Raw genomic sequence first — 13,891 nt, 5'->3', positions numbered from 1 at the left:
ACCTACGGATAGGGCAGGCGGATGCCTCGCCCGAGGCCCTGCGTGCTGCCGCACTTATGGCAGATGCTCTGGAGTTTATCGAAGCCATGCCACAAGGGTTTGCAACCCTTGTAGCGAGCGTGGCTGCCGTTTGTCCAAGGGGCAGGCACGGCGTTTGGCGCTGGCCCGCGCCTTGTTGTGCCAACCCGATGTGCTGGTGCTTGATGAGCCTACGGCCGATCTGGACCCACTCAGTGCCCGGCGCATTACACGCGCCATACAGCAATGCGTGCCCGGGCGGATCGTTATTGCCGCCACCCATAAGGCAGAACTCGTGGCCTGCGCCAGTCAGGTGCTGGATATCGCACAGGGACAGGTCACACAGCGCACCATACCAGAACGCCACCATGTTCTGCTGTCCTGTGCACAGGAGGCCTGTCCGGTATGAAAAACACCAACACCATCGGTGGAGTGTACCGCGCCGGTTCGGGAATACCGGCACTGCTTATGTCCGGCGGCATGGGGTTGCCAGTGTTCAGGCCAGTGCGGTGGCATATGCGGCTTGGTGTCGTGCTGGCCTGCACCGGAGCCGTGGCCAATTTCGGGCTACTGACCCTGTCTGGCTGGCTTCTGGCCGGTGCAGCCACTGCCGGGTTGGCTGGAACCATTGCTGCGCAGAGTTTCAATATTCTGCTCCCCGCAACAGCCGTTCGGTTTTTTGCGACCATCCGCATTCTGGCCCGCTATCTGGAGAAAGTCAGCACACACGATACCGCCCTGCGGCTGACAGGCAGGCTGCGTAGCTGGCTTTATGCCCGTCTGGCACCGCTGGCTCCAGCCGGGCTCGTATCTGTGCGCGGTGGGGATGTGCTGAACCGCTTTGTCAGCGATACGGACAGAGTGGCAGGCTGGTATACGGATGTCGCAGCCCCCTGCTGGCGGGCGCTGTTATGTGGCATGTTTTTTACGGGTATTTTCCTGTGTCTCCTGCCCAAAGCCTCAGCCGCCTTAGGTATTGGCCTCATTCTGGCAGCCATGGGCGTGTGGGCTTTGCTCGCCCGCCCCGTGTCTGGGCTGATACAGCGCTCGGTTGAAAGCCACAGCGCGTTGCAGGCCGAACTGGCCGATACCCTGCATGGGCTGGACGAGTGGCTGGTGCTCGGCGCAATGCCTCGTCAGGTTGCAAAACTGACCACATGCCAGACAGCCCTGACACGCGCCCACCGACATATTGCCGCGCGGGAAGGGATGGCGGGCAGTCTGGTAACGCTCGTGATGTTCTCCACGGTTGTAGCCGTTCTGGGCATTGCCGTGCAGGCTTTTCAGACCGGGCAGCTTGCAGGGCCTGAAGTGCCCATGCTGGTTCTGGGAACACTGGCGGCCTTCGATGTTGTCTCGGCGCTGCCAGGTGCCTGTGTGGCCTCTGCCCGCACCCAGTTGGGAGCAACCCGCCTCACAGCTTGCGGCGGGGAAAGCAATACCACACACAGCCTCTCTCCCGCAGTACCAGCCGCTCCGTATGATCTGGAAATACGCGACCTGTGCTTCAGTTATCCGCATACGGGCACTTATGTTCTCGATCACGCTTCCCTTACGGTCAGACAGGGCGAAAAACTCGCAATTATCGGCCCGTCAGGGGCTGGCAAGAGCAGTCTTGTTTCCCTGTTGTTCAATTTCTGGCCGGTGCAGAGCGGCAGTATCGTGTTCGGTGGTGTGGATATCAGCACAACCGATGCAGAAACCCTGTCCGCACTGATAAGTGTCGCCTCGCAGGATTTCCACCTGTTTACAGCCACACTGCGGGACAACCTGCTACTGGCCGCACCACAGGCAAGCGAAGCGGATATCAACGAGGCCCTGAACGTGGCGCAGCTTGCAGCTTTTGTCGCCGCATTACCGCATGGTCTGGACACGCTCGTGGGCAATGAAGGCTGAGGCTGTCTGGCGGACAGGCACGCAGGCTCTGTGTTGCGCAAGCCGTACTGCGCCGCACGCCCTGGCTGGTTCTGGATGAACCGACCGAAGGGCTGGATGAAGCCACGGAGCAGGCCCTGATGCAGGCCCTACTGGCCGCGTGCCCCCGGACAACCATCCTGTGTATCAGCCACAGGCTGGCGTACTGCCTTTCATGGACAGGGTCGTGCGCCTTGAAGGAGGGCGATTGTGGCCCGAAGGGGAAAAGACATGAAAAACTGAAAGAAAGAAAAACAGGTTTTCTCGTATTACAAGGTCTTGAAAAATGGATTTGATAAACCCCTCCGTGGTTGACCTTTCGCGCTTCCAGTTTGCGCTTACGGCTCTCTACCACTTCATGTTTGTACCTCTGACACTGGGGCTGACCTTCATGCTAGCCGCGATGGAGACGGTCTATGTCGTCACCGGCAAGCAGATTTACAAAGACATGGTTATGTTCTGGGGCAAGCTGTTTGGTATCAACTTTGCTCTGGGTGTGGCCACCGGCCTGACCATGGAGTTCGAGTTCGGCACCAACTGGTCTATGTATTCGCGCTTTTTTGGCGACATGTTCGGCACCCCTCTGGCAATCGAAGGCCTGATGGCTTTCTTCATGGAATCCACCTTCGTGGGGATCATGTTCTTCGGGTGGGACAGGCTGAGCCGTCAGGCGCATCTGGCTGTGACCTATCTTGTGGCTCTGGGTTCCAACTTGTCGGCCTTGTGGATCCTGGTGGCCAATGCCAGCATGAATGTGCCAGACGGCGCGCATTTTGACCCCGAAACCATGCGGATGACTTTCGACAGTTTCGTGCGGGTCGTGTTCAACCCGGACTCTCAGGCCAAGTTCGTGCACACATCGGTTGCGGGCTATGTCACGGCGTCGCTTTTCGTCATGGGAATCAGCGCCTTTTACCTGCTGCGGCGTGAGCACAGGCAGTTTGCCGCGCGCTCTTTCCGCATGGCGGCCATTTTCGGCATTATCTCCACGGTAGCAGTCATTACCCTTGGCGATGTTCTGGGCCGGATGGATTATGAACATCAGCCCACGAAAATCGCGGCTATCGAAGGGCTGTGGCATACCAGCAAGCCGCCATATGAGCCTTGGATACTTGCAGCCCTGCCAGATGACGCCAAGCAGGAAAGTTATTTCGAAATTGGGGTGCCTTACGTTCTTACCCCACTGATCACCCATAGTTTCAACACGCCCATTACCGGCATGCGTGAACTGCAAGAGCAGGCAGGCCCCCGCATTGAATCCGGGATTACAGCCGTTGCTGCCCTCAAACGCTATGGTGAGAGCCACCTTGCCGAGGATCTGGCTGAGTTTCAGGCGCATGAAAGCGACATGGGTTATGGTTTTCTGGCAACCCGCCATGCACCCAATCAGGATGTTTCGGGCATGTCGGCCGAAGAGCTGCACCGCGTGGTGGAACAGACCAAGCCCGATATCCTGCCCAACGTGTTCGTAACGTTCTGGGCCTTCCGGATCATGGTATTCCTGTCGCTGTATTTCTTTGTGATCTTTGCAGTGGCTGCCTATCTGAGCCTGAAGAAACAGCTCGAACGTTACCCCCTGTTTCTCAAGCTGTGCCTGTGGTCCATCCCCCTGCCGGTGCTTGCAACCGAATTCGGCTGGATTACGGCTGAAGCAGGCCGCCAGCCATGGACCGTGTTTGAAAAACTGCCGACCTTCATGTCCGCTTCGTCGCATGGCGTGGGCTACATGCTGTTCTCTCTGGCCGGTTTTACCGTGCTCTACAGCATTTTCATCGCGGCGGAACTTTACCTGATGTTCAAGTTCGCACGGCTTGGCCCGGAAAGTCATGGCGCGCATGACCCGGAAAGCAGCACACCCTCGCTCTCGGTTATCGCGCATTAAGCGGGAGCAGCAACACGCGCGGCGGAACCTTCAATCCGCCGCATGGTTGGGGAAAGAAGAAGTATCATGGATATTTATACAGTTCTCAAACTCATCTGGGCTGGCCTGCTGTGCATCCTGCTGATCGGGCTTGGCTTATGGTCGGCATGGATATGGGGGTAGGAACGCTCCTGCGTTTTGTCGGGCGTAATGATGCCGAACGCCGCACCGCGCTCAACATCATCGGTCCGCACTGGGATGGCAATCAGGTGTGGTTCATTCTGGGTGGTGGCGCGATTTTTGCTGCCTTTCCAACGCTCTACGCCACATCCTTTTCCGTGTTTTATGTGGTGATGATTCTGCTGTTGTTCAGCATGATCCTGCGCCCCGTGGCTTTCGAATACCGCTCCAAGGTTGATGCGCGGCTATGGCGTGCGAGCTGGGACTGGGCTTTTCTGGTTTCCGGTTTTCTGCCCATGTTCGTATATGGCGCGGCGTTCGGTAACATCCTTCAGGGTGTCGGCTATCACTTCGCGTGGAGCGGGCAGTATTTTCAGGACAGCTCCTTTTTCAGCTACCTGCTTAACCCCTTTGCCATTCTATGCGGCTGATGGCGGTAAGTCTGAGCGTTTTCAGGGCGGTGTCATGCTGATGATGCGCTCTGAAAACCCGATCTATGCCCGTGCCCGGCGTTATGCCCAGACAGGCGCATTAATAGCGGTGGCACTGTTTGTAGTCGGTGGCGTATGGGTGCGGAGCCTGCGGGGGTTTATTCTGCTGGAAGGCCAGCCCGGCATGCCCTCCAACCCGATGCGTGGGCAGCATGTGAGTATGGAAGCCGGGGCGTGGTTGCATAACTATGCGGCCCACCCTGTGCTGTGGCTGCTGCCTGTACTGGGGATTTTCTCCATGCTGGCGGGGGCTGCCTGCGTGCGGGCCAACCGGCCGTATCTGGCATGGTGGACAGGCCTTGGTTCATGGATTGGCACAATCGGCACCGTGCTGGAGCCATGTTTCCGTTCTTTATGCCGTCCACCACCAACCCGGACCAGAGCCTGACAATCTGGAACAGTTCGGCCAGCCAGTACGGGCTTACCTGCATGCTGGTTGTAGCGCTGATCTTCGTGCCTCTTATCCTGTCCTATACCGCGTGGTGTTACTACATCATGGGGGGCAAGGTACGCACGGAAACCATTGTCAATGACACGCATAGTTACTGAAGGAGGAACCGCAATGACGACGCTTTTACGGATTGCAGGTCTGGGTCTGGTTCTTGTCGTGGCACTACTGTTTGCGGTTTTCGTCGGAGATCAGGGGCCATGGTATTTTGCGTGGGTTGTCGGAACGGTCATGATCGTTCTGATAGCCGGGGCAGGAGCTATCCTGTTTGATGCCCAGACTGACAATACTCCAGAAGGGGAGGTGTGACATGTTGGGAGACCTTGAAGGTATTATCCTTTTTATTCCTTTTCTTTACCTGACATTCTATCTTACCGCATGGGCTGTTTGCAGAAAACTTTTCCCATAACGCTATGCCAGTAACTTTATACTGATAACCGTAAAGTTTTTATTTGAATAATATTTGCTTTGTGGTATCAATTTTTTGTAGAAGGTTTCTGGCTGACATCAGACTTTTACATAGCTCATGCAAAATGCCCCGGACGAAAGACCGGGGCATTTTGTCGTTGAACCGCTCAGAAATGGTTTGGAAAAAAGGTTATTCCTGAACCTGTAGCGCCACCTGAGTGACCGCGGTTGGGACACTGGGCCAGAAGGTATCAGCAATGGCGTTTTGCGTACTGGCCAGCCGGGTCTGAACCCAGCTCATGTAATCATGCAGGCCTCGCAGGATGATATCTCCGGCTGTCTGGTCGCTCAGCGTGGTACGCAGTTCGTCCAAGCATTCCTGCAACGGGGCGCATAACCCATACAGTCCGGCATGATTGGCCAGCAGGCTCAGCACATCGTCAATCTGCCGCAGGTTGGAAGACAGGGACCGGGGAAAGCCCTCGTTCTTGAGCAGAAAACCAACGATATTCGCTGGCGTAACCGTTACTGGCCGCAGGCGCCGGAAGGAGTGATGCGCTGCGGCAGAGCGCAACACGGATGTCCACTGCGTAATATCAATGGCTGAACCCGGCACTTCACCCTGTGGCAACAGCATATGGTAGCGGATATCCACCAGACGTGTGATCTGGTCACAACCTTCCAGATGCTTGCCAAGCCGGTAGAATAGCCACGCCTGATCGCGGTAAAGCGTGCCTTCCGCAATGCCGTAATGGGTCTGGCATTCCTGCCGTATGCGCCCACACAGACCAGAAAGGCTGCTGGTTTGCACGGATGTTTCGTCCAGTTCCAGCAGCCAGCGGGTAAAGACGTTGAGGTGCGTCCATAACTCAGTGGAAACCAGAGGGCGAACAGCGCGGGCATTTTCACGGATAGCATGCGCCATGGAACGGATTGAGCCGGGGTTTCCGATTTCCGTCACGTAAAAAGGCACAGCATCCGCACTGGTACCATCCGGGTGGAGGCGGCTGAACAGGTTTTCATCCGAGTTGATGCTGACGATAGAATCCCACGCTGTCTGCCCCTCGGCATCCCGCACGAAGGTTTCGGTCACCTCCAGCAATCGGGCCAGATTTTCCATCCGCTCCATGTAGCGGGCGAGCCACATCATGCATTCCGCATAACGCGACAGAAGGGGAAAATGCGCCAGTTCCATCATGATGCCATGACCCATGTATCTTTTGACCCACCGCCCTGAGAAGAGTTGACGACAAGCGAGCCCTTGCGCAGGGCAACGCGTGACAACCCACCGGGCAGCACCCAGACCGATCTCCCTGTCAGGGCGAAGGGTCGCAGGTCGACATGGCGGGCTTCCACACCATCAGGGCAGAGGGTGGGGGTTACGGACAGGCCGATAACCGGCTGGCTGATATAATTGGACGGGTCCTTCTGCAGTTTCTGGCGGAATTCATCCAGCTCTGCCTTGCTGGCCTGCGGGCCGATCAACAGACCATACCCACCTGATTCCCCAACCGGTTTGACAACCAGCTTGTCCAGATTGGCCAGCGTATAGGCCAAACCTTCCTCTTCCGCACAGATATGGGTTTCAACACTGTCCAGAATAGGGTCTTCGCCCAGATAATAGCGGATGATGCGCGGCATGTAGGCATAAACCGCCTTGTCGTCCGCAACGCCGGTGCCAAGAGCATTGGCCAGTGTCACGTTGCCACGCCGGTAGGCATCGATCAGACCCGGCACACCCAGCAGGCTGTCCGGGTTAAAGGCGAGGGGATCAAGAAATTCATCATTGAGGCGACGGTAAATGGAATGAACTGGTTTGGGCCCCATGGTGGTGCGCATGTACACCCTGTGGTTTTCCACAAACAGGTCTCGCCCTTCAACAAGGGGCACGCCCATCTCCCGCGAAAGGAAAACATGTTCGAAATAGGCCGAGTTGTAGATACCGGGGGAAAGCAGGACTACCTGCGGGTTCATCACCCCTTCGGGTGCGACTTCACACAGGGTCTGGTGCAGGCGGGGACCATATTCCTCAACCGAGCGGACAGGCAGACCGGATGCCAGATCCGGCATGAGCCGAAGCATCATGTGGCGGTTTTCAATAACATAGGAAACGCCGGAGGGCGTGCGGGCATTGTCTTCAAGAATAAGAAAACGCCCGTCCATATCTCTAATGAGATCGGTTCCGTTGACATGAACATAAACACCGCCAGGTACCTTGAAGCCCACCATGGCCTCGCAGTAATTCGGGTTGTTCAGAACCAGTTCGGCGGGGATAATGCCATCCTGAATGACTTTCCGGTCATGATAGATGTCATGCAGGAAGAGATTGAGTGCCTGAATGCGCTGCTGCACGCCACGTTCGATATGTGACCATTCCTGCGCTGTCATGATACGCGGGATAGCGTCAAACGGCAGGATACGGTCTATGGCTTCGCGGTTGGAATAAACGGTAAAGGTTATGCCCATGCTGTAAAGCTGAGCCTCGGCCGAGGCCGTACGTTTGCGTAGTTCCGCCACGTCCATGGCTGCAAGCCTGCTACGCACACGGTTAAGAGCCTCTGGCATGGGGCCTTTACGGTTCATGAGCTCGCAGAAGAACTCGGGAACCTGATATCCATCCAGCAGGCCGGCTGGGGTTGTTTCGGACAGAGTATGCGGCTTGGCACTACTCATGAGGCCTCCCGTGTGAACGGTCTGGCGTCGGGTGCCCGGATCAGGAAAAGGGCCACGCCAGATTGTTGCGATCTGTTACTGACGGGAGCAGGAATTCCCGCCTTTGCCAAGAGGAAAAAACAAAAGACTTTTTTTATTTGTCCGACGTTCAGTAACGCTTGCGCGCGCTTTTGATGCTGATATGGTTTTGTGCTTGAAATCAATGGTTCATGACCGGCGGGCCCTAGGGCCGGGCCGCCATACGAGGCGAAAGAATAGGCCGCTTTCTGATGAGTTCCCAGATTACGCTGGTACACCGGACGTGTTACCGTTACGACAGGCCGGTTACCATGGGGCCGCAGACCGTCCGCTTGCGCCCGATGAAGGACTGCCGCACCCCTGTGCTCTCTTATACGCTCAAGGTCGAGCCAGCCGGGGGATACTCGGCTGGGGGCAGGATAACAACGGCAACGAAACAGCCAGTATCCACTTCAAAGAAAAAGTAACCCATTTCAATGTCGAGGTCAGCCTCGTGGCTGACATGACTGCCTATGACCCCTTACGCCTGACCAGCGAAGAAGTTCCCGCCCAACAGGGTGATGACCCGGCCTGCAGACACCAGCCAGAGCTGGGTGAGGAAGCGACAGCCTTCATCAACGGATTGCTTGCGGGGTTACCTGATGATCCTGCCCAGAAGTTTATCCGTCTCAATGAAGCGATTGCCCGGCGCGTGCGTTATGAACGCCGTATGGAGCCGGGCGTGCTTTCAGCAGAGGATGTTCTGGCCAGAAACTGCGGCTCCTGCCGCGATAGTGCGTGGCTTATGGTGCTGCTGGCGCGACATATGGGATACACGGCCCGCTTTGTTTCGGGGTATCTGGTGCAAAGCCTGTATGGGCCGGGAGAGGAGGAAGTCCTGAACGGAGACCTGCATGCCTGGGCACAAATTCTTATACCGGGTCATGGATGGCTTGGGTTCGATACGACTTCCGGCAGGCTGGCAGGGGAGGGGCATATCCCCCTTGCCGTAGCCGCTGAGCCTGAAGGAGCCGCCCCTATTTCTGGCCTGCTGGATCGGTGTGAATCCTGCTTTGATGTCTCCATGCAGGTGCAGCGTCTGTTTTCATGAAAAAATTTTCCTGCCAGTCCTGCGGGCAGCTGCTGTTTTTTGAAAATACAGCCTGCGAACGTTGTGGTGCCACACTTGGCTTTGTGCAGGAAACTGCCCGGCTCTCTGCACTACAACCCGGCCCGAATGGTGGATGGCTTCCGCTGGACAGGCAGGCTGCTGCCGTGGATGGCCACCCCATTGAGCGGCATTTCTGCGTCAATCACGCCCCTAATGTCTGTAACTGGCTGTTACCCGCAAACGTATCCGATACGGTTTTCTGTTTTGCCTGCCAGTTCAACAGGATCATCCCCAATCTAGACAGACCGGGCAATCTGGAGCGCTGGCACAGGTTGGAAGTCGCAAAGCACAGGCTGTTTTACACAATCCTGCGCCTGAACCTGCCTGTGCATACGCGCAAGGAAAGGCCAGAGACAGGGCTTGCCTTCGATTTTCTGGATGACCCGCCGGATAATTCCACCTCAATCATGACCGGCCATGCAAACGGCGTCATTACCATTGCCACCAAGGAGGCGGATGACGCCTACCGTGAGGGCATGCGGGTTGAACTGGGCGAATATTACCGCACCCTGCTAGGGCATTTCAGGCACGAAATCGGGCATTACTACTGGGGGCTGCTGATCCGCGATGGGGACTGGCTCGAAGAATGCCGCGCGATATTCGGGGATGACCGTCAGGATTATCAAGACGCGCTTGCCGTCTATTATCACCGGGTAGAGCCCGATAACTGGCGAGAATCTTTCGTCAGCCTGTACGCCACCTCGCATCCGTGGGAAGATTTCGCAGAGACATGGGCGCATTACTTTCACATTGTCTCAACACTAGAAACGGCGCTGTCTTACGATGTGTCGGTCAGTGCCGATATAGGCGGGGCAGCACTGTCAGCCCATGCGGGCGATCCTTACACACAGATGTCGTTTGACGAGATCATCAACGCATGGGTACCACTGACCTCTGTGGTCAATGCACTCAACCGCTCCATGGGCCTGCCGGATTTTTACCCCTTCGTGCTGACACAGGGTGTCAGGGCAAAACTGGCCTTTATTCATACGGTTATCCGCGCCACACAGGAAAAGCAGGCTCATGGCGCTGTGTATTAAGCGCAGACTTTACCACGCCGGAGTAGGCCGCTAGCGGCTTGGGCGGATACGCGGGTCAAGCACCATGTGCAGAATATCCACCAGCGCATTGGCAATAACCACGAAAGCTGCCGAATACATAACGGTCGCCATAATCAACGGCAGATCCATATTGCTGAGCGCCTGATAGGTCAGATGACCGACACCCGGCAAGCCGAACACTACCTCGGTCATGAGTGCACCACCCCCGACGAGCTGGGCAAAATCCATACCGAACAATGCCGTATAGCCAATCAGCGCCATACGCAGACTATGCCGCAGCATGATCCGGGCGGGTGAGAGGCCCTTGGCCCGGGCGGTTCGGATAAAATCCTCATGCGAAAGGGTAATCAGGTCCGCCCGCAGAACGCGGCTGTATATGCCCGTGAAGGCCAATGCCAGCACGCACCACGGAATGACAAGGGATAAAAACCACCCCGAAGGGCTCTGAACAAGGGGGACGTAGCCGGGTGGGGGCACCCACGCAAACCACCACCTGTCATGGTAGCGGCTTTGTGCAAGCATATTCATGACTTCCCCCAACCAGAAAACCGGAATGGAAATCCCGACCATACCGAGTGCCATAATCACCCGATCAACCGCGCGCCCCTTCATGGCTGCAGCCAGCGTGCCAGCCAGAAGCGAGGTCAAGACCCAGATCAATGCAGCACCACAGACCAGCGAAGCCGTGACCGGAGCCGCCTGAAGAATTTCCGGCACCACCCGTTCCCCACGATTGGCATAGGAGGCCAGATCACGGGTGATGAAGAGCTTCTTCATCATGATCCCATACTGAACGGGCAGGGAGCGGTCGAAACCATATTCCTGGCGGATTGTCTCCATAACCTGAGGAGACGCACCCCGCCCGGCGATACGGGCCGTTGGGTCCATGCCCGGTGTGGCGAAAAAAACGCCAAACACCATGGCCGAAATACCGAACAGAACAAGCAGGGTCTGCGCCAGCCGGGAGATGAGTGCACCGAGCATGGTCTGGCTTATGGCTCCCCTCGCGTGCCACGGGGGTCAAGACAGTCCCGAAAGGAATCCCCCAGAATATTCAGGCACAACACCACAGAGGCTATGGCCACCCCCGGTGCCATAGCGACCATCGGGCGCGTATAGATCAAGCCCTCCCCATCCTGAATCATGGTACCCCATGAGGAAGCCGGAGCCTGCACACCGATAGACAGAAACGACAAGGCACTTTCCGTCAAAAGCGCCATGGCCATCACAAGTGGGCCGAGCACCACCAGTGTGTCGCTGATATTGGGCAGGATATCCACCAGCACAATCCGCCAGCGCGGCACACCAAGGCAGCGTGCGGCGGTAACAAATTCAGCGGTTTTCAGGCTCATGACCCGCGCTCGTACGGGGCGCGCGGCATACGGCACATAAACCAGCGCAATAATCATGACAGGCACAAGAAGGCTGTTCCCTTCAAGTGTAAACGGCCCCAGATGCAGCCCCGTGGTGATGGTGACGATGGAAAGGCATATGGCAAAAAGATAAACGGGCACAGCCACATAATATCCATCAGCCGGGAGAGCACGGCATCTGTCACGCCCCCTAGAAACCCGGCAGCAATACCGATAACCGTAGCCAGCGCTAGACAGAGCACCGCGGAGGCCGAGGCAATCAGCAGCGAATTGCGCCCGCCATAGAGCAGGCGCGCTGCAATATCCCGGCCCTGACTATCCGCACCCAGCAGGTAGCGCGCCTGCCATGTGGGGCCTATGGGACTCAGCCCCAGATGCAGCGGGTTGTCATTGGGTTGCATGAGATCAACCTCATGTCCATCCAGCATGATGCTACCCGCGACATTGGCGCGAAACGGGTCCGTATGTGCGATGTGCGATGCGTAAAGCGGCGCCATAAGGCAAGCCAGAACAATCAGGAATAGGCCAAGCCCTGCAAGCCGAGCCGCATGGTCACGGGCCAGCCCCCTCAGGGCCGTTTTCCATGGCCCTGCTGCAGCAAGGCGTTCGGACTGGGTGGAGGACGTATTCATCAATCCCGACATTAAAGGCTGTCATTGCAAAGAGCAGGATGGAGGTAGCCGCTTGTTTTGACAACTCCGCAGACAAAAACGTCCCATAGGGCTTTTCATAAAACTATCACCCCGGATCGCTGGCAGTAGGTAAAGTGCGCTTGCTTGCAACAAGATAATAGAAAGGCAAGGCCATGAAAGCGCAGCAGGCTTCAGGACAGACCGTTTCAGTATCTCAGGAATGCTGGAGAGAAGCCGTGCGCGAGCGGTGGCGCTCCACCCTGCTGCGCGTATGGGACGGACAGGCGGAAAAGCCCCTGATGGTAACAGGGCGCAGAAAGGCGCTGGCACGGCCGGTCGTGATTCGTCATGCTGAGTGCCGCACGGTTCGGGTGGAGCTTTCCTGAGCCAGCTTCCGGGCTGAAAACCCCTCGAAAATACTGGTCAGTCTGCCGATCTTCTTTATAAGAACAGGCTTTGACAGTTTTTTGGGTTGGTCATGTCTGTTCCTGCCATTGATCCGTTTCATGCCATTGCCATCAGCGCACTGGCACATCAGCTCGAATCACAGGGTCGCAGCGTTATCCACCTTGAATTCGGCCAGCCTTCCACGCCTGCGCCGAAAGCGGCCATTGAGCGCGCACATCATGTGCTCGACACTGACCCCATGGGGTATTGGGAAAGCGAGGCGCTCAGGCAGCGTATCGCCGCCCATTACGCCCAGCATTATCGCGTCACGGTTGCGCCAGAACGGATCATTCTGACCTGCGGAGCATCGGCCGCGCTGGTGCTGGCCATTTCCAGCAGTTTTGTGCCGGGTCAGTCCGTGGCTCTGGCGCGCCCCGGCTATGTGGCCTATCGCAACACCCTGCGCGCCCTGCATGTCGGGGTGCAGGAAATCCCCTGTGGGCCAGAAACACGCTTCGGGCTAACAGCGCAGGCCATCAAAGCGCTTGACCCTGCTCCGGCCGGTGTAATCGTTGCCAGTCCTGCAAACCCTACCGGCACCATTCTGGAGCCTGACACGCTACGCGACATTGCTGAACTCTGTAACCAGCGCGGTATGGTGCTGATTTCCGATGAAATCTACCACGGACTCAGTTACGATAAACCGGCCCGGAGCATGCTGGAGTTTGCGCCAGAGGCTCTGGTGGTCAACAGTTTTTCAAAATATTTCTCTATGGCTCCGTGGCGCCTGGGCTGGCTGGTTGTGCCTGAGCATATGGTGGACGCAGCACGAGCCCGCATGGGCAACCTGTTTCTGCCGCCTTCAGCCTGAGCCAGCATGCCGCGCTGGCCGCCTTTGACTGCGATGCCGAGCTACAGTCTCATGTCGCAACCTATCGGCGCAACCGTGACCTGTTTCTTGAAGCCTTGCCCGCTCTGGGCCTCAACCGTATCGCTCCACCCGATGGCGCGTTTTATATTTACGCCGATATCCAACACCTGACGGATGACAGTCTGGCCTTCTGCCGCCAACTTCTACTTGATACCGGGGTAGCCTGTGCCCCCGGTATCGATTTCGACCCGGTAGAGGGCAGGCACTTCATCCGTTTCAGTTTCGCGGCCTCTACCGCACTGGTGCAGGAGGCGCTGGCCCGCATGATTCCGTGGTTTGCAGCCCGTTCTGCGGATACTAGTGCAAAAACCTGAGTTAATACTGCGCACAACGCTTGCGTTTATGC

At 57.0% G+C, this 13,891-nt stretch carries 12 protein-coding genes and 3 pseudogenes; 11 read left to right on the top strand and 4 right to left on the bottom strand.

Annotated features, from left to right (window positions below; genetic code table 11):
• Positions 1–130: 130 nt before the first annotated feature.
• The 6 genes and pseudogenes from JCM25143_RS23280 (at position 131) to JCM25143_RS03000 (ending at position 5,221) form a co-directional block, all read left to right on the top strand.
• Positions 131–427 carry an ATP-binding cassette domain-containing protein gene (locus JCM25143_RS23280; RefSeq protein ID WP_369347351.1) on the top strand — a complete coding sequence of 99 codons (297 nt, stop codon included), beginning with the start codon at positions 131–133 and terminating at the stop codon, positions 425–427.
• A 206-nt stretch (positions 428–633) separates the two neighbouring features.
• The gene (locus JCM25143_RS24615) at positions 634–1,914 is read left to right on the top strand and encodes an amino acid ABC transporter ATP-binding/permease protein (RefSeq protein WP_267879905.1); all 1,281 of its coding nucleotides are present in this window, start codon (positions 634–636) and stop codon (positions 1,912–1,914) included.
• Positions 1,911–2,228: an ATP-binding cassette domain-containing protein gene (locus tag JCM25143_RS25085; protein WP_081773461.1), complete on the top strand. Its 318-nt coding sequence runs from the start codon at positions 1,911–1,913 to the stop codon at positions 2,226–2,228. Before JCM25143_RS24615 ends, JCM25143_RS25085 begins: the two co-directional genes overlap by 4 nt.
• Complete coding sequence (locus JCM25143_RS03010; RefSeq protein ID WP_025859976.1) at positions 2,219–3,814, top strand: cytochrome ubiquinol oxidase subunit I; 1,596 nt, start codon at positions 2,219–2,221, stop codon at positions 3,812–3,814. Before JCM25143_RS25085 ends, JCM25143_RS03010 begins: the two co-directional genes overlap by 10 nt.
• Before the next feature lie 66 nt (positions 3,815–3,880).
• A pseudogene (cydB, locus tag JCM25143_RS16345) lies at positions 3,881–5,013 on the top strand (cytochrome d ubiquinol oxidase subunit II).
• A gap of 13 nt (positions 5,014–5,026) precedes the next feature.
• Positions 5,027–5,221, top strand: coding sequence for a hypothetical protein (locus JCM25143_RS03000; RefSeq protein ID WP_025859975.1), 195 nt, complete (start codon positions 5,027–5,029; stop codon positions 5,219–5,221).
• A 289-nt stretch (positions 5,222–5,510) separates the two neighbouring features.
• On the opposite strand, the gene JCM25143_RS02995 is transcribed toward JCM25143_RS03000, so the two are convergent.
• Together JCM25143_RS02995 and JCM25143_RS02990 are read right to left on the bottom strand one after the other, a co-directional pair.
• Entirely contained in the window at positions 5,511–6,533 is a 1,023-nt protein-coding gene (locus JCM25143_RS02995; RefSeq protein WP_025859974.1) for an alpha-E domain-containing protein, read from the bottom strand.
• On the bottom strand, positions 6,515–7,993 hold the full coding sequence (locus tag JCM25143_RS02990; protein ID WP_025859973.1) for a circularly permuted type 2 ATP-grasp protein: 1,479 nt from the start codon (positions 7,991–7,993) through the stop codon (positions 6,515–6,517). Before JCM25143_RS02990 ends, JCM25143_RS02995 begins: the two co-directional genes overlap by 19 nt.
• Before the next feature lie 269 nt (positions 7,994–8,262).
• On the opposite strand from JCM25143_RS02990, the gene JCM25143_RS23270 reads away from it, so the two are divergent.
• Genes JCM25143_RS23270 through JCM25143_RS02980 form a run of 3 tightly spaced genes read left to right on the top strand, consistent with a single transcriptional unit; the run spans position 8,263 to position 10,201 of the window.
• A complete protein-coding gene (locus JCM25143_RS23270) occupies positions 8,263–8,478 on the top strand; it encodes a transglutaminase N-terminal domain-containing protein (protein WP_369347350.1) in 216 nt (71 codons plus the stop codon).
• Positions 8,479–8,513: 35 nt separating this feature from the next.
• Complete coding sequence (locus JCM25143_RS16340) at positions 8,514–9,101, top strand: transglutaminase-like domain-containing protein (RefSeq protein WP_234394911.1); 588 nt, start codon at positions 8,514–8,516, stop codon at positions 9,099–9,101.
• On the top strand, positions 9,098–10,201 hold the full coding sequence (locus JCM25143_RS02980; RefSeq protein ID WP_025859972.1) for a zinc-binding metallopeptidase family protein: 1,104 nt from the start codon (positions 9,098–9,100) through the stop codon (positions 10,199–10,201). Before JCM25143_RS16340 ends, JCM25143_RS02980 begins: the two co-directional genes overlap by 4 nt.
• Before the next feature lie 30 nt (positions 10,202–10,231).
• On the opposite strand, the gene JCM25143_RS02975 is transcribed toward JCM25143_RS02980, so the two are convergent.
• Both JCM25143_RS02975 and JCM25143_RS16335 read right to left on the bottom strand, forming a co-directional pair.
• The gene (locus JCM25143_RS02975; protein WP_025859971.1) at positions 10,232–11,206 is read right to left on the bottom strand and encodes an ABC transporter permease; all 975 of its coding nucleotides are present in this window, start codon (positions 11,204–11,206) and stop codon (positions 10,232–10,234) included.
• Positions 11,207–11,214: 8 nt separating this feature from the next.
• A pseudogene (locus tag JCM25143_RS16335) lies at positions 11,215–12,227 on the bottom strand (ABC transporter permease).
• A 173-nt stretch (positions 12,228–12,400) separates the two neighbouring features.
• On the opposite strand from JCM25143_RS16335, the gene JCM25143_RS02965 reads away from it, so the two are divergent.
• Positions 12,401–12,613: a hypothetical protein gene (locus JCM25143_RS02965; RefSeq protein WP_025859970.1), complete on the top strand. Its 213-nt coding sequence runs from the start codon at positions 12,401–12,403 to the stop codon at positions 12,611–12,613.
• A gap of 92 nt (positions 12,614–12,705) precedes the next feature.
• Positions 12,706–13,859 (top strand): annotated as a pseudogene (locus JCM25143_RS16330) (pyridoxal phosphate-dependent aminotransferase).
• Positions 13,860–13,891 lie beyond the last annotated feature (32 nt).

It is taken from the genome of Acetobacter papayae JCM 25143 (assembly GCF_000613285.1).
In the GTDB taxonomy this organism is placed as follows: Bacteria; Pseudomonadota; Alphaproteobacteria; order Acetobacterales; family Acetobacteraceae; genus Acetobacter; species Acetobacter papayae.
Note: the sequence above shows the minus strand (reverse complement) of the source record. Positions and strands in the feature narration are given on the sequence as shown.

What these genes read in the sequence shown, in the direction of transcription:
- JCM25143_RS02965 (WP_025859970.1), top strand. Translation starts at nt 12,401, where the DNA reads ATGAAAGCGCAGCAGGCTTCAGGACAGACCGTTTCAGTATCTCAGGAA.
- JCM25143_RS23270 (WP_369347350.1), top strand. Translation starts at nt 8,263, where the DNA reads ATGAGTTCCCAGATTACGCTGGTACACCGGACGTGTTACCGTTACGAC.
- JCM25143_RS03000 (WP_025859975.1), top strand. Translation starts at nt 5,027, where the DNA reads ATGACGACGCTTTTACGGATTGCAGGTCTGGGTCTGGTTCTTGTCGTG.
- JCM25143_RS03010 (WP_025859976.1), top strand. Translation starts at nt 2,219, where the DNA reads ATGGATTTGATAAACCCCTCCGTGGTTGACCTTTCGCGCTTCCAGTTT.
- JCM25143_RS16340 (WP_234394911.1), top strand. Translation starts at nt 8,514, where the DNA reads ATGACTGCCTATGACCCCTTACGCCTGACCAGCGAAGAAGTTCCCGCC.
- JCM25143_RS02990 (WP_025859973.1), bottom strand. Translation starts at nt 7,993, where the DNA reads ATGAGTAGTGCCAAGCCGCATACTCTGTCCGAAACAACCCCAGCCGGC.
- JCM25143_RS02980 (WP_025859972.1), top strand. Translation starts at nt 9,098, where the DNA reads ATGAAAAAATTTTCCTGCCAGTCCTGCGGGCAGCTGCTGTTTTTTGAA.
- JCM25143_RS02975 (WP_025859971.1), bottom strand. Translation starts at nt 11,206, where the DNA reads ATGCTCGGTGCACTCATCTCCCGGCTGGCGCAGACCCTGCTTGTTCTG.
- JCM25143_RS02995 (WP_025859974.1), bottom strand. Translation starts at nt 6,533, where the DNA reads ATGGGTCATGGCATCATGATGGAACTGGCGCATTTTCCCCTTCTGTCG.